We start from the raw sequence: 21967 nt of genomic DNA, 5'->3' as shown, positions 1-21967 counted from the left end.
ACTCATTTCACCAGTATTTTATTTAATACTGGCAAAAAAGTGAGGAGGATTATGAAAGGAGATGAGCAGTTAAATCGTACTCTATCGGATTAACTTCATGTAGCAGCGTTCCGGACGCCCTACTGTTCCGTAGTTTAAATCGGCCTCTAATTCACCGGCAGTAATTAAATACTCAAGGTAGCGTCGAGCTGTAGTTCGGCTTGCCCCTATTTTTTCTCCGGCTTCATCAGCCGTGAGCTTTAATTCGCCATCGGTGAAAAGTATTCGGATCTTATCAAGGGTCACACCATCAATTCCTTTGGGTAAACGCTTAGGTTGCGAATTGTCGGAATGTGTAGAGGCTTGGAGCATTTTATCAACTAAACCTTGATCAAGGTCTGAAGCATTATCAATGCTCTTCCTTTGTGATGAGTATTTCTTCAAAGCAGCTTCAAGACGAGGAAACATTACCGGCTTGAGCAAATAATCCACCACCCCACCTCTCATCGCATGTTGTAGGGTTTCAACATCACGTGCAGCCGTGATCAAAATAACATCGCAACCTTGGTTTGAGCCTCGAACCTTAGTCAATATATCTAAGCCAGAACCATCAGGTAGATACACATCCAACAAGACTAAATCTGGGTTAAGTATATCAAGTTGAATCTCGGCTTCAGCTTGTGTCGTTGCAATACCAATAACTTCAAACCCGTCCATTTGAGACAAATATCGGTGATGTAGCTCTGCAATAGCAACATCATCTTCAATAATCATCACTCGAGTTAACGTGTTCATTTTTGCTTTCCTTTTTCAAAAGGATATTCAATTGAATTGATTCCTTCTTGCGCAAAAATATCTTCTTTCGGTAAATAAACCGTCATTCTTGTTCCATGTTCCTTATTACTTATCATTTCCAATTGTCCGTGGTAACGATCAGCAAGCTGTTTGATCAAGTACAGCCCTACTCCACGGTTTGACTTCGCCTTACTTGAAACACCTTTATCAGTTAGTGACTCTTCGGAAAATTCAAGTGGTAACCCACACCCTTTGTCATCAACCTCTAAAATAATTTCATTACCAAAATCACTGATAGACACTTCTACGATTCGTCTTGAATACGCGATATGTTTTTCATTTTTAATTGCGGTCATCGTTGCATCAAAAGCATTATCGATTAGGTTACCTAAAATGGTCACAACATCATCCGAGTTTAGCCATTTTGGTAAAGCTTCTAATCGCGAGCCTTCTTCAACCTTTAGCTCTAAACCAATTTCTCTTGCACGTTCTGTTTTCCCTAGCAACATCCCTGCGATTAAAGGGTCTTTAACCGTCTCTCGTAAAAATTCGATTAAAACTTGATAGTGAGCGGTTTCTTGACCAATTAACTGCTGAACAGATTCTAAATCGCCCATTTGCACAAGACCGCTGATTGTATTGAGTTTATTCCTGTGTTCGTGAGTTTGAGATCGCAGTAAATCGGCATATTCGAGGGTTTGAGATAGCTGCTCGGTCAGTTCGTTTATTTCATCACGCAATCGAAAACTCGATACAGCCCCAACAACAGTGCCATTAACAATTATTGGGCTTCGATTGGCAATCAAACGCTTATTATTAAGATACAGCTCGATATCATGGTCAGACTCACCACTAATTAACAAATCTTCAAGGTCACTTCCTGGTAATACATCGGCTAACCGTTGGTTTAATGCCATTTCACGATCGATGCTTAAAATTTGGCACGCACTTTTATTAATTGAACGAAGAACACCCTGAGCATCAATACTTATAATCCCCTCTTTTAGAGTACTCATCGTGACATCAAGCTCTACATATAAGCGGCCAATTTCCTCGGGTTCAAACCCTAAAATAGCTTTTTGGAAACGGCGGGAAGCATAATTTGAAATAACCGCATTCACTCCGACCACCAGCAATGCCATTAAAATCAAAAAAGCCAGGTAAGGCTCAATTCTGTCTTGCAATGAATCCAGTAAATAACCGACTGAAACTACGCCGATGATTTTTCCGCTCTCATCTTTGACAGCCGCTTTACCACGAACTGATATGCCTAAAGAGCCCTGCGCGATTGAAACGTAAGACTCACCTAACACTAATGCCTTCTGGTTATCACCACCTCGCATTGGCTTACCAAGGCGTTGATCGATGGGATGAACTAAGCGAATACCTTGTTCATTGCCGATTACGATAAATGCAGCGCCAATTAAATGAGTTAAGTTTCTAAAACGCTGTTGAACTTCATCTTCTGCAAGGTGATTTTGAGTAAGCTCGAACTCTAGGCTTGAATTTTTATTCTCTTCAATAAAATTGATGACGGTATTTGAATTTGATAAGAACTCTGCCACCCCTAAAGCTTTCAAGCCCATTTCTTGCTCTTGAGAATCTTTAATGTAGGCAAAACCAGCACCAGATAAGATCAAAAGTTCAACTAACCCGGTCAAAGTCATTATGATCAGTAATCGCTTTCGAAAACTAATATTTCGCCACTGCATAAAATTACCCTATAAACTCGTCATCAAACGTTAACACTGAGTTAACACCTGTGTCTTGTCGCAGTTTTATATCTGTGATTACTATGCTGATAATTTATTTACTACTTTGTTAATAAAACCTTCGTACGACTCGCATTTCACTAAATTTACTCAGTAAAATATGATTTTTTAGAACTTACGCAACTTGATGCAAACAGAAGTGGTCATTTGTTGAGCTAGATCACTCAAGTTTTAGGTCTTTTTTAGGTTGGTTAAAATAAATGCGATTATAATATGTACAGATAAAGAAATTCATTGTTGCATGATTTGTTAATCACTATTTTTAAAACCTTATTCATAGGCTTCAACATGGATTAACAAAATAACAACAAGGTGTTTATGGACAACGTTAGTAAAAGGCTAGGTTAAGCTACTTACATAGCAACCATATAATAGAAGTACATTTCGAATGCACTCATAATAAAAATACTCAACGGGGACATGGCACAGCTGAATTTCAAAGTGAATTAAAAACATAACGTATATACATTGTTATAAGGATACCGACAATGAAACGCGATACTTTTGGAATTTGCCTTAATAAGGCCATGCTGTTCAACAACTTAAAAGCAACATTTACTCATGTCAGAGCTTATGAGAAAGACGCCACTTCGCCTCTTGATCTCAAAGTCTTACTTAGCTTTCCGCAAATGTCTGGGCAAGATTTATTGCAAACCATGCAAGGCTCTCGACAGCTTGAATGGAGAGCCGATCACCATTGCCCTAGTTTTAAGTAATAACTCACTTTAAGTAAAAACTAGATTTTACTCCCCCCTAAAACCATCATTTTTGAAACACCCAAAGAGTGCGCTAGTCGCACTCTTTTTTTATTTACTCTTTCTATTTTTGTACTTCTTTGTTTTTAATCATTTCTTAACTAACCTATTATAATCTCAGTAATGATTTTCATATCAAGTGACTCAATTCAAGACAAAATCAATTACTCCTGTTAACATTAGAGTTTATACTCTAAATAAGAAATTAGACTCAATGACCAATCAGACAAAAAAAACGTTCTCGTCTAACTCTCTCCTAGTTGGTTTACTCAGCAGTGCTCTGAGCTTTTCTTGTTTGGCAAGCCCAATTTCCTTTGCCGATGCATGGAAAATGCTTCAAGAAAACAACAATTCGCTTGCTGCACAACAAGCGAATGTTGAAAGATATGGGCATCTACAACGTGCAACTAACAGTTTAAACCTCCCCTCTGTAAGCTTAAGTGCTAATTACACGCACCTAGACAGTGACGTCACTGTAAATGGAGAGCAGCTAGGTGACAGCCTAAGCAATGTTCCCCCAGCGTTTGGGGCTCTTTTGCCTATGTTCAGCGGTGTGACATCAACGATTACAGAACAAGATATTTTCAGCTCTTCAATTCGCGCTATCTGGCCTATTTTTACGGGCGGAAGAATTACCGCAGCACAAGATGCCGCACAAGGTAAAAGTGAAGAAGCTAAAAGTCAGCTATTAATGGAGACTCAAGCTCGATATGAAGACCTTAGCAAGTACTATTTCTCAGTTTTGCTTGCTCAGGATGTTCTACAAACACGCAAAGCGGTGACATCAGGTTTAACTCAACATCGCAACTTCGCGCTTAAACTTGAAGAGCAAGGACAAATCGCAAAGGTGGAGCGCTTACAAGCAGAGGCTTCACTCGATAAAGCTAAAGTCGAACAAAACAAAGCAAAAAACGACCTAAATATTGCTCAAATTGCATTAACTCAAATATTAGGACAAAGCCAAACCATCGAGCCTTCTGAGCAGCTTTTCATCAATACTAGCTTACCGAACATGAATGCCTTTATTGAACAAACACTGGCAACCTACCCTGGTTTGCAGTTATTAGAGGCAAAAGAGAAACAAGCAGACAGCTTAATCAGAGCAGAAAAAGGGAAATACTACCCAGAAGTTTATCTATATGGTGATTACAGCCTGCACGAGGATGATTCGCTCGCCAGTGAAATGAAACCAGATTGGTTAGTAGGGATAGGAGTAAATGTCCCATTGATTGACACGTCAGGTCGTTCAGACAAAGTAGCTGCGGCGCATAGCGCGGTATCTCAAGTTCAGTATCTAAAAGCTCAAGCGAAGCAAGATCTTAAAGTATTGGTGCAAAAAACCTACCTCGAAGCGCAACAATCTATTGAAGAAGTATTAGGGCTAAATTCAAGCCTGTCTCTCGCACAAGAAAACTTGTCGCTACGTAAAAAAGCATTCAACCAAGGTTTGGCAAATTCATTAGAAGTCGTTGATGCCGAATTGTACCTTGCTAGCATCAAAACCCAACAATCTGTTGCTCGTTTCCAATACCTTATTTCTTTAAATAAGTTACTCGCTTTGAGTAGCGAAATGACCACCTATTCGACTTATTTACACAATGCCGTATTGCCGATTTCAGAAAGCCGTACCGAAAGCAACGTTGAAAGCACATCACAGGATCACTCATGAAACCTATCAAGCCTCTAATATTCTCATTTGTTGCTTTAAGCATCATCACTTGGGTTGCATTCAGCTTTTACCAAGCATACCAGCCACAGCCAATTAAACTGCAAGGGCAAATTGATGCTCAGCAATACAGTATTTCCTCAAAAGTACCCGGACGAATTGATCAAGTGCTGGTTCGTAAAGGGGATAACGTAGAAAAAGGTCAGCTTATATTTACTCTTCATAGCCCTGAGATTGAAGCTAAGCTAGAACAAGCAAAAGCGGGTCAAAAAGCCGCAGGAGCATTAGCTTTAGAAGCAGAGAAAGGTGCCCGAACTCAACAAATTCAAGCAGCCAAAGATCAATGGCAAAAAGCTAAAGCGGCGGCAAAATTGATGGAGAAAACATACCAACGAGTAAACAACTTGTATAACGATGGTGTCGTTGCCGAGCAAAAGCGTGATGAAGCAAAAACACAGTGGCAAGCTGCTAAATACACAGAAAGCGCAGCATTCCAAATGTACCAATTAACGAAAGAAGGTGTTCGTGATGAAACTAAGCTTGCTGCTTCTCAAAAAGCATTAATGGCTGCAGGCGCAGTAGCGGAAGTAGAAGCTTATGCCGCTGATACCAGTATTGAAAGTTGGTTTAATGGTGAAGTATCGCAAGTATTATTAAGCAGTGGTGAACTTGCCCCTCAAGGGTTTCCGGTAGTCACTGTGATTGATACCAAAGATGCATGGGCGGTACTAAATGTACGTGAAGATTTATTGAAACATTTTGAGAAAGACAGCCAGTTTACGGCTTACTTGCCCGCACTTGATAAAACATTAGAGTTTAAAGTCTCGCATATTTCAGTAATGGGAGACTTTGCGACTTGGCGCTCAACCGATTCTGCACAAGGCTTTGATTTGCGTACTTTTGAAATTGAAGCACGCCCTGTCGATACGACTCAACCATTACGCATGGGCATGAGCCTAGTCGTAGAGCTGTAGGCAAACTATGCGAAAAGAGTTTTTAACACAATGGCGCATTGTCACTGGTGATAAATGGCTATTGTCGTGTTTAACCTGGATACCTATCTTTTTGGCGGTGGGAATTTGGCTTATCTTTTCACAAGGCATTGCTCGTGATTTACCCATTGCCGTGATTGATTTAGAACATAGCCAATTATCTCGACAGCTTACTCAACGTTTTGATGCATCCCCTACTCTTGAAGTCACACAAGAATATGCGGATATAAGTGCCGCAAAAAAAGCGATGATCCAGCAAGATATCTATGGCTATATTGTTATTCCAAAGCATTTTGACCGCGATGTATTCCAGAATTTAAACCCTCAAGTTTCTGTTTTTTATAACAGCCAATTCATCTTGGTAGGTAAACTTCTTAACTCCGCAATTTTACAAGTCCAAGGTACCTTGAATGCTGAAATCGAAGTAATGAAAGGGTTGTCCCACGGAGATGTAGACACTCAAACGGCTCTTGGGCAAGCCGTAACAGTACAGACTCAAATTACTCCACTTTTTAATAAAAATACGAGTTATGCGCAGTTCCTCATTTCTGCTGTCGTGCCTGCGCTTTGGCAAATAACCATTGTTGTTGGTACCATACTGATCTTGGCGGCGAATATTAGAGAACGAGGTTTGAAAGAATGGCTAAGCTCGGCACCTTTAACTGCACTGGGTAAGACTCTACTTCCATATCTCGGTCTGTTCTTAATACTAGGAACCGCTTTTATCTGCTGGTTCTACTCCATTCTCCAATGGCCATTTAATGGTAATTTATTGGTATTAGCTTTAGCGCAGCTGCTCACCGCTGCCGCCTGTATGATTGTTGGCTCTACTTTCTTCTTTTTAACACTAGACCCAGCTCGTGCCATGAGTTTTGCGGGAGCTTTCACAGCCCCTAGTTTTGCCTTTATGGGCATCACTTTCCCAGTCAGCGAAATGAATACAATGGCTCAAGCATGGCGCAGTTTACTGCCAATCAGTCATTATATTGAAATTCAAACCGCACAATCTAGTTACGGCGTAACTAACTGGCAGTCTATAGTAGAGATGTTGCCATATGTAGGCTATGCCTTCCCTGCCATTATTACTGTTGTTCTTATTAAAAAACATCTATCTATAGTATTGCCTTTAACGGGGAAATCATGAAAACGGATATCAGCTTTCCTCAACTTCTTAAAAATGAATTATTGGCAATTTTACGTAATCCGGTTGTCGTATTAACTGTATTTGGTGGAGTGATCTTTTATTCATTTCTATACCCTCTTCCTTACGCTAATCAGGTATCCCAAGAGCTACCGATAGCAATCGTCAATTTAGACCGTAGCCAAACCAGCTATCAATTAGAACGCATGGTCGATGCTACTTCTCAAGTACAAGTCGTACAAAGAGATCACAGCATTGCAGAGGCAAAATCTGCTCTGCTCAAGCAAGAAATTGGTGGTTTATTAGTTATTCCGGAGCACTTCTATAAGGATTTACTACTTGGGAAAAGCCCTACCCTTGCTTATGCAGGTGATGCTTCGTATTTTCTGGTTTACGGAACGGTTGTAGAAGGCCTAGCTAAAGCAGGAGGAACGCTGGCAGCACAAGTAAAAGTGAGCCATCTTCTTGTTGAAGGCGTTCCAATCGCGCAAGCCCAAAGCCAGTACAGCGCATTTAGCTTGAATATGAAGCCTACTTTTAACAGCAGAATGGGTTATGTTGATTACGTCGTGCCTGCGGTATTTGTCTTAATTCTTCAACAAACTCTAGCAATGGCTGCAGGGCTAATAGGCGGCACTCAAAAATCAGTCCATATTGGGCATGAACACACCTACTGGCGGAAGGTCTCTCCTTTAAAGCTACTGGCTGCTCGCTGCATAACCTTGATCAGTGTTTATTACCTATTAGCTATGTACTATTTTGGCGGCAGTTTTGAGTTTTATGGGATAAATAGACTCGCGTCCATGACCAATATTTTAACGTTATTACTGCCTTTCTTATTAGCCAGCACTTTCATTGGTGCATTGCTTGGTGATCTACTTCCGAGAAAAGAATTAGTCACCGTGGTGGTATTAATAAGCTCAATGCCGCTTATTTTCTTAGCTGGGTTTATTTGGCCGGTAGAAGCCATACCAACAGCTTTAGTCGCTATCTCACAACTTTTTCCAAGTACTCCTGCAATACAAGGATTCCTAGCGCTCAATCAGATGGATGCAAATTGGTCTGATGTTTCTTATCAATGGACGTTACTTTGGGGGCAAGCACTTATCTGGGGAATGCTTTGCTTTATCAGGTTTAGACATACCTCTAAGCGGGCTGTTTTAGCCAATCAGTGAATCCCAGATCTTCTAGCCTCTAGCTTCTAGCTTCTAGCTTCTAGCTTCTAGCTTCTAGCTTCTAGCTTCTAGCTTCTAGCATATTAATAATTGAACTACCCTTTGAAACAATCCCACTATAAAAAGAAAAGGCTCCAATTAGGAGCCTTTAACATGTCTATATATCGAATTTTTATTTCGATTAATCATCGAGTTATCTAATTAAATCTTGAGTCAGCTTTCATCTTACAAACTGCAATGAATCCCTCGGCACAATACAGTCTTATAAGCCTATTTCTTCGATAAGGGATTTAATCTGTCGCAAATCCATATTGTGTACTTGAATCATCTGGCGAATATCACTCAATCGAGAATTAGCTGCATCGTATCTATCACAAGAATCGGATTTAGCATCCCATGACGTGCCCTCGAGGTACACATCACACTCATTCTTTAAGGTACTCAAGTTCGGTTCAATACGCTCTCTTTCTTGCTCAAGCGATTCCAATGCTTGTGCAATTTGAAGCTCTTTGCGGAAAAGCTCACGTGAGCGATCAAACATTGTCGCTTGCATGTCAGCTTGACGATTCAAACTTTGATTTTCTTTTGCAGTTTGTTCAATTGCTAGCTTTTGCTCATTTAATTGCTGTTCTAGTGAAAGGTTGGCTTTCTCCAGTTCAATCGAAGCTGTTTGTAGATCTTTCAATTCAGTTTTATGATGCTCAGCTTGCTCCGCAAGAGCCTCTTCAATTTTTGCATCTGTCGCAGTATCCGCATCCGCGACTTTCGCTTCGACGTCACTAACCAGTTGTTGCTTGCTATCGCTTAGAGTTTGATAACGGGCTTCCAACACATGATAAGTCGCTTCCCATTTATTCGCCGTCAAAGAAGAACCAATCAAACCACCTAAAGCTAAACCTATGACAGCAGCAATACCAATATATAACTGGCTACGTTTATCTCGCTCTTCAATAACAACAACTTCGTCTTCGTTGTCTTGTTCAGTCTTTTGGTTCACTAATTGGGCACTCCCATTTGGAATAATTTACGTGAAAAACAATTTACATAAAAAGCAATTTAGCGCGTAAGTTCTGAAATCATTAAACTTGCTGTATACAGAATAAAACTGCCTACCACAGCAATCACCACGCCTTTTTGTACTTTCTCATTTGTCCTATAACGAAATAATACAAAAGCTAATGCCAGTAAAAACACTATCGCTATTAATCGAGTCATAACTCCTCCTTGTTTCCCTTATTTTATACCATTTATCTCAGTTAATTACGTCAGAGTATGGTTGTTTAAACGTTTACTTGACTAACATTTGTGCAAACAGTTTTTTTGCTGATGACATCACACTTTTTATTTATTAGGATGCTCATACAGATTATCTATAACTAGATAATTGTTCCGATGAAGACTGCAGGAGAGTGGTTTTTAACTAAATACTAACATTTAGTTAGAGTGACCCGCCGAAGAAGTAAATCTTTCAGGCGCTTTATGCTGATGAAAATCAGAAAAGTGAGGACTGTCGTTGGAGGAACCTCTGGAGAGAACCGTTAAATCGGTCGCCGAAGGAGCAAGCTTAGTATCCGCAGCTGACCAAAATGCTCATTACTAAGTGAAACTCTCAGGCAAAAGGACAGAGGAGTGGAAAGCTTACACCTTAATTAACGAAAGAATTCTATCTAGAAATCCGTATTTTTTAAGCCGTATCTTCATTTGTTTTGATCAACCTTTTGATCACGACTGAATTAAAATACGTCCTTTCCCTCTTCTCCTTAAATTTTTATTTATTAAGGGGAAACCATGAACAACTTACATACAACACTTCAAACCATCGACAGCCTTATTTGGGGACCTCCTCTACTTATATTGCTTGTTGGTACCGGTATCTACTTTACTTTTCGATTAGGCTTACCCCAATTTAGACACCTGCCAACCGCCCTTAAGATGGTTTTTACTAAAGACAAATCGGATTCTAGTTCTGGTGATGTTTCTAGCTTTGCAGCTCTTTGTACAGCTCTTTCTGCAACCATCGGAACCGGTAACATTGTTGGCGTAGCAACCGCAATAAAAATGGGTGGACCTGGTGCATTATTCTGGATGTGGTTAGCTGCCATATTCGGGATGGCAACCAAGTACGCAGAATGCTTACTTGCTGTAAAGTATCGTAAGGTCGACAGCAAAGGGCAAATGGTTGGTGGGCCAATGTACTACCTTCAGTACGGGGTTGGCTCAAGAATATTAGCGGTTCTGTTTGCGGTTTTTGCTTTAGGGGTCGCCTGTTTCGGTATCGGAACTTTCCCACAAGTGAATGCTATTTTAGATGCGACTGAAATATCTTTCGGTGCACCTCGTGAAGCTTCAGCAGTCGTTCTAACCATTCTAGTAGCTGTCGTTACTTTAGGTGGTATCCAGTCCATTGCTAAAGTTGCTGGTAAAGTTGTACCCACAATGGCGCTTCTATATGTTGTTGCGTGTTTAAGTGTGCTTATCTCTAATGCAGACCAATTACTGAATGCGATTCAGCTTGTTATTAGCTCTGCATTCACCAATACCGCAGCAACAGGTGGTTTCCTTGGTGCAAGCATTATGTTGGCCATTCAATCAGGTATTGCACGCGGAGTGTTTTCGAATGAATCGGGGCTTGGTAGTGCACCAATGGCCGCAGCAGCAGCGAAAACAGATTCTTGTGTGAAGCAAGGGCTGATATCAATGACTGGTACTTTCTTTGACACCATCATCATTTGTACGATGACGGGTTTAGCATTAATTTTGACGGGTGCATGGCAAACCGACCTTTCTGGCGCAGCGATGACAACTCACGCTTTTGCTGTTGGTTTAAACGCCGATACACTTGGACCAGTGTTAGTGTCTACAGGTTTAATCTTCTTCGCGTTTACGACTATCTTAGGCTGGAACTATTACGGTGAGCGCTGCGTTGTATTCTTGTTTGGTACTAAAGCAGTACTTCCATACAAAGTCGTATTTATTGGCTTAGTCGCTTCTGGTGCATTCTTACAACTGGATATGATCTGGCTAATTGCAGACATAGTGAATGGATTAATGGCGGTGCCAAACCTTATTGGTCTAATTGCTCTAAGACATGTAGTTATTGAAGAAACCAAGCAATTCTTCGCAAAACTGCCAAGCGTTAAAGCTGAAGGTAGACACTCCACCAGCCCTCTTATTCGCTGATTAATGGTTGGTACTCGCATGATTAGAGACACTGAATCGCCAGCACGTTAATCAACTAATCAAGAAGTTAAAAATAGAAAGTTGGATGAAAATAAAAAGCCCCCAAAATGAAATCATGATGGGGGCTTTTATTTGTCTATCTCATGGCAGCATCTATTAAATGATGCAAATTCTAGGCAGGCGTTGGTGCATCTTCCAACATCAACTTGATCCCAAGAGTAATGAGTACAGCACCAGTGACCCCTTCCATCCAGCCAATCACAGATGGGCTCTTAAATAACTGCTTTGCTGAGTTTACCGCGCCTGAAATTCCGCATTGCCAGATCATCGCAATAATAAAATGAATACTTGCCATTAGCATTGATTGAGCAAACGCCGAACCTTCAGGGTCGATAAACTGTGGTAAAAATGCCAAGTAGAAAACCGCCGTTTTAGGGTTTAATACATTAGACAAGAAGCCTTCTCTTAAAGAGCGTTTTACACTTAGATTAGAGTGAACAATACCTTCAACTTGAAAGCCTGCATTGCCCTTCACTACCCCGTAAATACTAGATAGCCCTAACCAAATTAAATAAGCGGCACCCACAAATTTTATCATTTGAAACAGATCGGCTGATTGCAGAAGAATAGCCGAGATACCAATCGCTGAAAAAGTGGCGTGAACAAATAGCCCAAGACAAACGCCTAAGCTTGTAATTGCGCCATCTTTAACACCAGAGCGAGTCGTATTACGAATCACCAATGCCGTGTCTAACCCCGGAGTTAACGTTAAAATCGTTATTGCTATCAAGAACGCTTCAATATTTAAAATTGCCATCCCTATTCCTTCCTATCTCGATATCCTATTAGCGCCCCGCCTAAACAGGCTAGCCACCAAGTCTTTAATTCTTGCATTGTGTAAGACGAAGCCAAGATTGTAAATTATTAGTCATCATCAATATACCATTACAATTTATTCACATTTCATATCAACTATTCGAATAAATGTATTGGTTCAACCGTTATTTGGTTGATAAGATCCCATTTTTACTCTCAGGGAAGTACTATGAGTGCCTTCAAAAAATTAGTCGACCATTCTCAAAAATGTTCTCACTTCAACCACCTAGCTGCAATTTGCGGTTGGGATCAAGCGTCAATGATGCCTTCTGGTGGTAACCAAGCTCGTAGTGAAGCTATGGCTCAGTTATCCGTTCATATTCACGGAATGATGACCCAACCACAACTATCCGATTGGATAAATGACGCAGAAAATGAATCATTAAATTCTGAACAGCAATCGACATTACGCGAAATCAAGCGTAACTGGCAACAAGCAAATCTACTTCCAGAGAAATTAGTTCAAGCTAAATCACTCGCGGGCTCTAAATGTGAACATGCATGGAGAACTCAACGCGGTGAAAACGATTGGGTTGGCTTTGAAAAAAACTGGCGAGAAGTCGTTGAGCTTTCTAGAGAAGAAGCGCAAATTCGTGCTGACTTTGCAGGGCTGACTCCATACGATGCCATGCTTGATATTTATGAACCAGGAACCAGTTCAGCGTCTCTTGATACTTTATTCTCAGACGTAAAAACCTGGCTGCCAGGCTTAATTGATCAAGTCATTGATAAGCAATCTACTGAACAATTTACCGCGCCATCAGGTAAATACTCGACAGACAAGCAAAAAGCGCTTGGTCTTGAAGTGATGAATTTGCTTCAATTTGACTTCAACCATGGTCGTTTGGATGAGAGTGTCCACCCATTCTGTGGCGGTGTTCCATCTGATGTTCGTATTACCACTCGCTATGATGAAAATGAATTTGTTCAGTCTTTAATGGGCATCGTCCATGAAACAGGTCATGCTCGATATGAGCAAGGGCTTCCTAAGCACCTTTCCGGCCTTCCTTCTGGTGAAGCTCGCTCAATGGGTATCCATGAATCTCAATCACTATTTTTTGAAATGCAGATTGGTCGCAGTGACGAATTCATCGGTCACTTAGCTGAACTTGCAGGGCAACAATTTAGTGGAAATGAGTTTGAGAAAAGTAATTTCCAAAAAATTTATACTCGCGTAGAAAAAGATTTCATACGTGTGGATGCAGATGAACTAACCTACCCTGCCCACGTAATTCTTCGATATGAGATTGAACGTGACTTAATTAACGGAAAAATCAAACATACAGACGTTCCTGAACTTTGGAACCTTAAAATGCAGCAATACCTAGGCTTATCGACTGAAGGTAATTTTAAGAATGGTTGTATGCAGGATATTCACTGGACAGACGGAGCATTTGGCTACTTCCCTAGCTATACACTAGGTGCAATGTACGCTGCTCAATTTATGGCTTCGATGAAGAACGATTTGGATGTGAGTTCTGTCATTCAAAGTAAAGATCTAACGCCTATCTTCAATTGGTTAGAAACGAACATTTGGAGCAAAGGTAGCTTACTCACAACTGACGAACTCGTGAAGCAAGCAACAGGTGAAACATTGAATGCTCAGCATTTCCAAGATCACCTGAAAAATCGTTATCTATAAGCCTAGGATTTTTAGGCTAGTTCTGAATACTAAAGTTAAAACCGCTCATAATGTGATTGAGCGGTTTTTCTATTTATCTAGTCGGAATAGTCTGCTCAGAAAATGTTAGAACGTTAGTGCTAGGTTTGCACTTACTCCAAATTGATTATCACCTGCGTAAGACGCTGCTAAATCAAAACTCACAATATCCCATGGTGAGATCCCAAAACCAGCAGTCATGCTATCTTCTAAATTATCTTCTAAATCGGTCTCATAGCCTGCCCTTAATTGAGCCCAACCCCAAGCGTTAAACTCTATGCCTGCCCTAACAAATTGCGTGGCATTACTACTCATAGAAAAGCGTTCTTGACTTGTTAAATCGGCATCAAGGCTTACAGTAAACAACTCTGTGATATAACCGCCGCCAATTGTCACTTTGGGAGCAAGTTCATACGTAAGGTGTGAGTTTTTCGTCTCAATCTCTTGTTTAATCAAGTTTTTACCAACAAGTCCCACACGCCAGTTATCCTTATACCAAACGGCTCCCACGTCTACGTTGAATACCGTATCTGACATTTCACTATCTTCATAGTCATCAATATCAAAGTCATCTAAAGATGTAACATCAGAATAGGTACGAAGCTCTTGCAGTTTAGGGCTAATACCAAAAGAAAACTTTTGCTCCTTTAGTATGTATTCCTTCGATAAAGCTAAACCTAATTCAGCGACACCAAAGCCAATAAGGGCGACTTCCGAATTTTCATATCGCTTTTTAGCATTAGCTTCATCACCAATCAAAGGGTTAGCCATTATCTCCACATATGTGGATGAGAACACATTCACTGAGGCGTATTGATTAGGGATAGAAATGCTAAATGCAATCCCGCCATTTACGTTAATTGGCTTTGCACCTGACAAGTCATTCAGATACTGATCCAATATGTCGTATTCTTCTTGAGAAGGTAGCCTTCCCATTGAGTCATAATGATCTTGAACATCATCAATCATTGCTAGTGCATCGTCTGAGTCTTGGACAGTAACACCAATAGCTGGGATTAAGAGCCCAATATCATCTTCTGCACGATATGCAGCGCCTAATGCTGGGTTGTGAAAAGGAGCGGTTAAAAAGTCTGCGGTTACAACACCAGTGTTACCCATACCCATACTGCGAGCATCAGTTGAAAATGTACTGGCTTGCGCTGTGCTTGCTGCACACACGGAAGCCACGGCTAATGTGATTAAGCCTTTGCTATGCATAGCAATTCCTTTGTCTTAAATGTAGTTGATAACAAAGAACAGCAAGATAAGGAGTAATTTCAAAATTCGATCTCGCTGTATCTACATTATTTATTGGATGGGGATTATGACAAGCTGGTCCATAAATTTGGTTATATCAGCAATAATCAAAGTTATATGGTCTTCATTAAATCGTGTTGATTTTTAAGGATTTTTTAAAACTATCTGTTTCAGTTTACTTTCTGAAAATTAAATGAGCACCTAGCGTTTGTAGCTAAATTTTTGGGGGATCGAAAAAAGGCATAACAGTAGGTGAGACAGTAAAAAACAACATGATTGATACAGATATCGGTAGGGAAAGGATCGGATGAAGAGAGATATTTAGATCWTTTATAAAATAAACTAAATACAAGGCTCGACACTTGTTTTTTTCCTAATGTTTAAGCAAAAAAACGCCCATGTTGCCTGTATCAACATGAGCGCAAAGGTAGTGCACAACTACCGCTTCTATTCCCCTAATCGAGAAATGAAGGATTCATTAGAATAGTTGGGAGCAATAATGAAAATGCTAGCTTGAGCACTTCAATAATGTCTTCTTCAATGATTAGAGTCGCAGCAATGTATTTAGAGCCATCAATTACATTGCCACTTGCGATTACTGAAAACACCCTCAACCTTAGCCATCAAAGTTTGATTATTGCCAGACGCCTTAATATATAAATATTAATATATTACAAATTAAAAAGAAAGRGCTAAGGATTAAGTTTTTGCATCAGTACACATTTTTTAACTAACAAATCAAACTAGCCCACGAACAAAAACCAACTAAATAAATATAAAACAAGCACTTATGATATTCATTTCAGTTTGTAACTCTTTGTTAATGCATGATTTATAACTGCATCTTGATCCAATTCACAGTTCTTACCTTCCTCTAGAGTTAGCATATTTGTATTATTTTAATGCTAGTTAATTATTCTATAAGGAACATTCAATAAGTGAATAATTAGTAGAAAAGTATATATGGCGTCATTTTTTGGTCCTATTGACCTTATTTATAATCGATAGAGTGGAATTATTACCATGAATAAACTTAAAACAATTGTGATAGCAATGTCATCGCTAATGGCGGTAGGTTCTGTTTCAGCTACATCTTTTGATATGAGACATGAGTATAAGAGTCATACAGATCAACATGCAACGCGAGTAAAACTTGCAGATAACATTGGCAATTTCTTAGTCGACATTGAGGCCAAATTTAAAGGCGAAGATGGTGAATTCATGGAAGATCTAAAAAATAATGGCTGGGAGCTCGGACTCAACTATCGCCATGTACTTAACGATAACTGGACCATGACTTACGGGATGCCTATTGAAGGTCGTGAATCAGGTGTCACTTACAAGCCTCAAGTACGTGCCACTTACAGTGTTGATAGCATCGATGGTTTAAGCCTAAGTGCTCGTTACCGCTACGATATGAGACAAAATACTCGTAGTTCTGAATATCAATTTGACGATGCTGGTAACGTTATTGTTGATGGTGATGGCGTGCCTATTATGGTTGATAGCAATGTCGCTAATCAACGTAGACACCGATTAACCGCTAATATTAACTATGCATTAAATGACTGGCGCTTTGGTTTTGAAGGAAACTATTACAAAGCTGATGGATATGACATTTACGACAATGACGACACGAACTATGAGCTTAATGTAAGTGCACGTCGCATGATGGGCGCATGGGCACCATATGTAGAGTTTGGTGATGTAAGCACATCGAGCACTTCTGCTACACGTGAACTAAGAAGTCGTGTCGGTTTAACTTACAGCTTTTAACTTTCAGCTTCTAGTTCCTGACCTCTAGCTTCTAGCTTCTAGCTTCTAGCTTCTAGCTTCTAGCTTCTAAAGAGTAGTCGGAAGTAAAATTAATCATAAATAATATTTAAGCCAGCGAATCTGCTGGCTTTTTACTAGTCAAAAAATCAATTTATTTAAATATCTCTCTTCTGACTTTCTAATGGTACTAATTACTCATTCGATACAACTGAGAAATGGGCACCTCTTTACCTTGCGCCACCCGTTTTTGCTGGGCCAAAAATAGTTCAGCAGTCGAAACCGCATCCGCTAACGCATTATGATTGTTGTATTCGGGGAGTCGATACCGTTCTCGTGTTGCCGCCAATGTTAGATCCACTTCTTCATGGTTGCTGATCGCTTGCTCCATTTTCTTCTCAATACATAACGTATCCAACCAAAGTAAGGGGAGACTTCTCAAGCCATAACAACGCAGTAAATATTGATTGATGAAGTTTTCTTCAACAACACATGCATGGGCGACAATAATTTTGCCTTTAGCTGACTCGAAGAATGCCTGCATGGCATCATGAATAGATAAACCTTCCTGTAGCATTTGAGGTGTAATGTGGTTGATCACTGCCGTTTCTGGATTTATTTGAGAGTCATTATTCAAATATAAGTGTTTCGCTGAAGCTAAGTCGATTCGACCTTTGCTTATTTCCACCCACCCCATAGACAAAATAAGATCGTCTTCACTGCTTAGCCCCGTCGTTTCTAAGTCTAGAATGATATATTCGGCATCTTTAGCAAGATCAAACATTTGTGGTAAAGGCTGTTCGAGAACATTAAACAAGACTTCCGGTAATTTCACGGTATTTAAATACTGCTTTCGCTTGCGTTTTATACGCTCAAGAGGATGAAAGTAATTAAATATCGCTTTCATTATCGGGCTCCAAATCTAATTTTTGCGGCTTCTTGAAGGTCAGCAATGATTCTAAAGGCATCTTTCAAGTGCTTACGTTCAAAGCTACCAAAGCTATCTGGATTAATATTATTGTCGGGTACTTCACCATTTTTTAATGCTTCCAGCTGATGACCAAACCGGAACGATAATATGTATTGATAGGCACCTAATATATTTTTATAGGCATCATCACTCAACATGCCCTTTTCATTGGCTGCTGTAAACCTGTCATCCGTAGCAGACAAATCGCATTCCACTGCTAAACCGTAGATGCGAGCCAAATCGATAATAAGATTTATCGCGTATTTCTTAACGTTCAGTGTCTTTTTATTCTCTCCGGATTTTTCCAGTACTAGGCTGTTGAAAATTCCTAACGGTGGATTTGTGTTTACCGCATCTCTCACTAATGTACTTAGAAACTCTCGGTTACTTCGGATATTTGAATGCAGCTCATCACGAAGAATCGTTTCGAACTCACTATTACCATAAATAGTCCGAATTTCTAAAAATACACTGATGTTTAGTAAGCGTTCATATTCAGGATTTGATACCCATTTTTTATAGTAATGCTTCCAAACGCCTAGAGGCTGGCACCACTTCGGAGTGGCCGCCATAAATTTACCCGGGCAGAGCGGATAATCACAGCTTGCCAACCCATTGGTTACCATCATAGCTAAGTGTTTGAAATAAATACGGTCGCTGTCTGTTGCATCATCAGCAAGTACAATCGCGCTGTCTTGATCAGAAAGCATGTGTACTTCATTACGTGCGTGGGAACCTGCAACAATCCAAGAGAAGTCGCAAGGTGGAGGTCCTAATTTATCAATCGCAATTTGAATTAATCGCCGCGTATAAGCATCCATGATCATGGTCATGACTTTGCCAACCGTTTCTGGCGCTACTTTGCCTTCAACTAAGGCTTCAAAAATGGCTTGTCTCTCTGAAGTGAACGAAGACATAGTTTTAACACTGCCCGCGTATTTGATCTTTTCAATTAAGAAGATCGCTTGCACACGGTGATTTTGAACAAGGTGAGAAGTGGTTAATAAACCAATAACTTTATTCTCTTTCACAACTGGAAGGTTGCGAATATTGAACTGCATCATGATTGACGCAGCATGTAAGACTAAATCATCCGGTTTAACTGTTAACGGTGAATGTGTCATGACTTCTGAGATAACATTATCAGTACTGACTCCATGTGCAATGACACGTTTAGTCATATCTCGATCGGTAATTAATCCTACAATTTTGTCATCTTCATAGATAACCGCACAAGGAGATCTCTGGTGCAGCATTTCTGTGGCAACAGATTGAATCGACTGGTCTGATTTTACTATTGCGACATGGCCACTTGCGACATCTTCCACTTTTCGAATAAATAACCCTTTTTCTTTATTCGACCAAACCACATCTAAAGCCGACTTCAAACGGACTTGGGCTTGAGAAGCAAATTGTTCTGCGCAACTAGGGAAAGTTTTAAACAGAGTTTGTAACGCATTGTGCGGGATAACATAGAGTAAGGTATTTTCGATGGCAATAGCTCGATAGCCCTTATCATCATTGACTTTAGATTCAAGAAAAGTAAAACCAAATAGGTCTTCGCTACCTAGCCTAGCCCGTAAAACACCGTCTGATTTTCTCTGCTCCATTGAGCCCGTGCGAATAATATAAAGAGACTTTTCTTTTCCAGACTCACACAAATCAACGACATCACCTTTTCCAAGATAAATAATCTGCACGTGCGAAGATAACTCTCTTAGCGCATCTTTTGGTATTTTATCGAAAGGGTCAATTTGTCCAATAAATTGAAGAATATTGGGTAATAAAGATTGGGACATAGTCATATTCACACATCATTTCAATTATGTATTATTATATAACTATTAAATGTAATTGCTAGCCGATTTCTTAAAACGAGAGAGCTTTGCCTAAATAACAAGCTAACACCTCCACAATCTACTTACTCAACAAAACCCAGCCCAAAAAAAAGCACGCAAAATGCGTGCCTAATCAATCATTTAAAAATATTTACTTAGCTAACACTTGAAAGCCTATGGTTTGACTCGTGCAGGTGATTTGCTGAAGCGATACGTGCTTTTTCACTGTTGCCAGCCATGATTGCATCATAGATCTGACGGTGCTCATTAATACACGTGCTACCTTCTTCCGAAGAATGAGAAATAAAGTTAATGAACATAGTCGTGAGGATATTACCGAACGGTAGGTAAAAATCATTACCTGTTGCATTAAAAATCAGGCTATGGAATTTAATGTCAACTTCTGTCCAACGCTTTTGGTCGAAGATTTCTGCATCCGAGATTTCAACCATTTGCTGAAATGTCTCTGATAATTCAATACGTTGATCAGCTGAAGCAAACTTTGCAGCAAGAGCACAGGCTTCTGGCTCAATAGCACGACGTAAACCTAAGAATTGATGACAGAATTCATCTGGATCCGCCAGCCCATCCATCCATTCAATAAGCTGTGGATCAAGGAAGTTCCAGTACGCTCGATCAACAACTCGTGTACCGATTTTAGGTCGGGATTCTAATAAACCTTTTGAAGTCAGAAGCTTAACGGCTTCTCTTAATGCAGTTCTACTAATTCCGAACTGTTCACAGAGCGCCATTTCACCAGGAATGATAGAACCTTGAGGAAGGTTACCAGAAAGAATACCACGGGCGATTTCACGAGCAACTTGCACGTGAAGGCTTCGCTTAGAGCCTGAAATAGGTTTGAATGAACCAGCCATGAGTCTACTTACTTATTAGATATGTATTATTTAATAAGAATTATAGCATTGATTTATATAGAGCTCCAAAGTAAGTATCTTAATAACGTGAGCTCCCTTGTATTCTGGGTTCAATCAAAAACCATCGTTTGCCATTTAATTGAAAATTTCAGATCTATTAAGTAACTTTTACACCTAGAAATAATTATCATTTGTAATACTAATATATGCCTGAAATCACAAAATAGATTATGAGTTAACTATTTACCGGTAAAATTACTCATTTTGGTTACCCTCCCTCTTGCACAACCAAAGTGTTATTGTATTATTTATATGTGGCAGATGTTATTTACACGACATTGACCCTTTATAATTATTTTTGGTAAGTAATGCTCTGCTTTAAGGGCATGTCAGACACAAAAGAAAGCTTCACTCTATTTGAAGCCCTGCTTTTATGTCCAACTCAGGTGGTTTACATGTCAACATTTTCATTGGTGGAAGATTCAAGCCGCCGCATTCATGTTCAAATTGCGAGACAAATTGCTCGCAAGATTTTATCTGGCGAATTACAAGAAAATCAAAAATTACCCAGCGAGATGAACCTATGTGAGGTTTTTGGCGTTAGCCGAACTGCACTTCGTGAATCAACTAAATTGCTTTCAGCCAAAGGGCTTATCGAGTCTAAGCCTAAAGTTGGCACCCGTGTCATGCCCCGCTCTCAATGGCATTTCCTTGATCCTCAACTACTAAACTGGATCCAAGATTTAGAAGATACCAAACCCTTCTTGTCTCAATTTTTAGGTTTACGAAAAGCCATTGAACCAGAAGCTTGTGCCCTTGCAGCAACTAACGCTACGGTTGAACAGCGCAAAGAGCTTTCGGTTTTATTTCAAAAAATGACGATGGCTGCTGAAAGTTATGATTATGGATCTTGGACGATAAACGATCATCTATTTCATAAAACTATTTTCCTTTCTACAGGCAACCAGTTTTATGTGCCATTTGGAAACATTTTATCTACGATTTTCAAACAGTTTATCGACCACTCTGCTGAAGGTGGGCGCTTTTGCTTAAAAGAGCATAAGGCAATATACGACAGTATTATGACTGGTAATGCGCCACAAGCTCGAATTGCATCTAAAGGGCTACTCGATGATGAAAATCAGAAATTATCCAATATAGAATTAGCTATCGCTTAATTCGACTTCCACCAAATCTTAAGTTCTGCCATGTAGCGAGCTTAAGGTTTCATTTACAGACCGCAACATTTTAGCCAACAAGCCT

Annotated in this window: 19 protein-coding genes and 1 riboswitch; of the genes, 9 read left to right on the top strand and 10 right to left on the bottom strand. The window is 39.9% G+C overall.

The window, feature by feature from the left end:
* Positions 1 to 81: 81 nt before the first annotated feature.
* Together L4C37_RS10090 and L4C37_RS10085 are read right to left on the bottom strand one after the other, a co-directional pair.
* Positions 82 to 774: a response regulator gene (locus L4C37_RS10090; RefSeq protein ID WP_429768488.1), complete on the bottom strand. Its 693-nt coding sequence runs from the start codon at positions 772 to 774 to the stop codon at positions 82 to 84.
* The gene (locus L4C37_RS10085; RefSeq protein ID WP_429768487.1) at positions 771 to 2486 is read right to left on the bottom strand and encodes an ATP-binding protein; all 1716 of its coding nucleotides are present in this window, start codon (positions 2484 to 2486) and stop codon (positions 771 to 773) included. Before L4C37_RS10085 ends, L4C37_RS10090 begins: the two co-directional genes overlap by 4 nt.
* Positions 2487 to 3034: 548 nt before the next feature.
* On the opposite strand from L4C37_RS10085, the gene L4C37_RS10080 reads away from it, so the two are divergent.
* The 5 genes from L4C37_RS10080 to L4C37_RS10060 all read left to right on the top strand — a co-directional run bounded on the left by L4C37_RS10080 (position 3035) and on the right by L4C37_RS10060 (position 8275).
* Positions 3035 to 3262 (top strand): hypothetical protein, encoded by a 228-nt coding sequence (locus L4C37_RS10080; RefSeq protein ID WP_137373151.1) that lies wholly within the window; start codon positions 3035 to 3037, stop codon positions 3260 to 3262.
* Positions 3263 to 3515: 253 nt separating this feature from the next.
* Positions 3516 to 4970, top strand: coding sequence for a TolC family protein (locus L4C37_RS10075; RefSeq protein ID WP_273293594.1), 1455 nt, complete (start codon positions 3516 to 3518; stop codon positions 4968 to 4970).
* Positions 4967 to 5941, top strand: a complete 975-nt coding sequence (locus L4C37_RS10070) for an HlyD family secretion protein (RefSeq protein WP_429768486.1) — start codon at positions 4967 to 4969, stop codon at positions 5939 to 5941. Before L4C37_RS10075 ends, L4C37_RS10070 begins: the two co-directional genes overlap by 4 nt.
* A gap of 7 nt (positions 5942 to 5948) precedes the next feature.
* Positions 5949 to 7103 (top strand): ABC transporter permease, encoded by a 1155-nt coding sequence (locus L4C37_RS10065; RefSeq protein ID WP_137373148.1) that lies wholly within the window; start codon positions 5949 to 5951, stop codon positions 7101 to 7103.
* A gap of 8 nt (positions 7104 to 7111) precedes the next feature.
* Positions 7112 to 8275: an ABC transporter permease gene (locus tag L4C37_RS10060; protein WP_429768598.1), complete on the top strand. Its 1164-nt coding sequence runs from the start codon at positions 7112 to 7114 to the stop codon at positions 8273 to 8275.
* A gap of 262 nt (positions 8276 to 8537) precedes the next feature.
* Here L4C37_RS10060 and L4C37_RS10055 read toward each other — a convergent pair whose 3' ends face one another.
* Together L4C37_RS10055 and L4C37_RS10050 are read right to left on the bottom strand one after the other, a co-directional pair.
* Positions 8538 to 9272 (bottom strand): chromosome partitioning protein ParA, encoded by a 735-nt coding sequence (locus L4C37_RS10055; protein WP_429768485.1) that lies wholly within the window; start codon positions 9270 to 9272, stop codon positions 8538 to 8540.
* A 59-nt stretch (positions 9273 to 9331) separates the two neighbouring features.
* Positions 9332 to 9490 carry a hypothetical protein gene (locus tag L4C37_RS10050; protein ID WP_167494024.1) on the bottom strand — a complete coding sequence of 53 codons (159 nt, stop codon included), beginning with the start codon at positions 9488 to 9490 and terminating at the stop codon, positions 9332 to 9334.
* 300 nt (positions 9491 to 9790) lie between these two features.
* Positions 9791 to 9910: riboswitch (glycine riboswitch) on the top strand.
* Positions 9911 to 10063: 153 nt separating this feature from the next.
* Here L4C37_RS10050 and L4C37_RS10045 point away from each other — a divergent pair.
* Entirely contained in the window at positions 10064 to 11455 is a 1392-nt protein-coding gene (locus L4C37_RS10045) for an alanine/glycine:cation symporter family protein (protein ID WP_429768484.1), read from the top strand.
* A gap of 172 nt (positions 11456 to 11627) precedes the next feature.
* On the opposite strand, the gene L4C37_RS10040 is transcribed toward L4C37_RS10045, so the two are convergent.
* A complete protein-coding gene (locus L4C37_RS10040; RefSeq protein ID WP_273293599.1) occupies positions 11628 to 12272 on the bottom strand; it encodes a LysE family translocator in 645 nt (214 codons plus the stop codon).
* 228 nt (positions 12273 to 12500) lie between these two features.
* Between L4C37_RS10040 and L4C37_RS10035 the strand changes: the two genes are divergently transcribed.
* On the top strand, positions 12501 to 13973 hold the full coding sequence (locus tag L4C37_RS10035; protein ID WP_273293600.1) for a carboxypeptidase M32: 1473 nt from the start codon (positions 12501 to 12503) through the stop codon (positions 13971 to 13973).
* 105 nt (positions 13974 to 14078) lie between these two features.
* Here the strand turns inward: L4C37_RS10035 and L4C37_RS10030 are convergent, their stop codons facing one another.
* Positions 14079 to 15209 carry a conjugal transfer protein TraF gene (locus L4C37_RS10030; RefSeq protein WP_429768483.1) on the bottom strand — a complete coding sequence of 377 codons (1131 nt, stop codon included), beginning with the start codon at positions 15207 to 15209 and terminating at the stop codon, positions 14079 to 14081.
* A 494-nt stretch (positions 15210 to 15703) separates the two neighbouring features.
* Positions 15704 to 15856, bottom strand: a complete 153-nt coding sequence (locus tag L4C37_RS10025; RefSeq protein WP_372264616.1) for a hypothetical protein — start codon at positions 15854 to 15856, stop codon at positions 15704 to 15706.
* A 415-nt stretch (positions 15857 to 16271) separates the two neighbouring features.
* Here L4C37_RS10025 and L4C37_RS10020 point away from each other — a divergent pair, with 415 nt between their 5' ends.
* Complete coding sequence (locus tag L4C37_RS10020) at positions 16272 to 17024, top strand: oligogalacturonate-specific porin KdgM family protein (RefSeq protein WP_429768482.1); 753 nt, start codon at positions 16272 to 16274, stop codon at positions 17022 to 17024.
* A 187-nt stretch (positions 17025 to 17211) separates the two neighbouring features.
* On the opposite strand, the gene L4C37_RS10015 is transcribed toward L4C37_RS10020, so the two are convergent.
* The 3 genes from L4C37_RS10015 to L4C37_RS10005 form a co-directional block, all read right to left on the bottom strand.
* Positions 17212 to 17928 (bottom strand): 3'-5' exonuclease, encoded by a 717-nt coding sequence (locus tag L4C37_RS10015; protein ID WP_429768481.1) that lies wholly within the window; start codon positions 17926 to 17928, stop codon positions 17212 to 17214.
* Complete coding sequence (locus L4C37_RS10010; RefSeq protein WP_273293604.1) at positions 17928 to 19790, bottom strand: DUF294 nucleotidyltransferase-like domain-containing protein; 1863 nt, start codon at positions 19788 to 19790, stop codon at positions 17928 to 17930. The genes L4C37_RS10015 and L4C37_RS10010 overlap by 1 nt, the downstream gene beginning before the upstream one ends.
* Positions 19791 to 19984: 194 nt before the next feature.
* Positions 19985 to 20704, bottom strand: coding sequence for a FadR/GntR family transcriptional regulator (locus tag L4C37_RS10005; RefSeq protein WP_273293605.1), 720 nt, complete (start codon positions 20702 to 20704; stop codon positions 19985 to 19987).
* A 455-nt stretch (positions 20705 to 21159) separates the two neighbouring features.
* Between L4C37_RS10005 and L4C37_RS10000 the strand changes: the two genes are divergently transcribed.
* Complete coding sequence (locus tag L4C37_RS10000) at positions 21160 to 21882, top strand: FadR/GntR family transcriptional regulator (protein WP_429768480.1); 723 nt, start codon at positions 21160 to 21162, stop codon at positions 21880 to 21882.
* The last annotated feature ends 85 nt before the right edge of the window (positions 21883 to 21967 follow it).

It is taken from the genome of Vibrio kagoshimensis, assembly GCF_050337535.1.
GTDB lineage: Bacteria > Pseudomonadota > Gammaproteobacteria > Enterobacterales > Vibrionaceae > Vibrio > Vibrio gallaecicus.
Note: the sequence above shows the minus strand (reverse complement) of the source record. Positions and strands in the feature narration are given on the sequence as shown.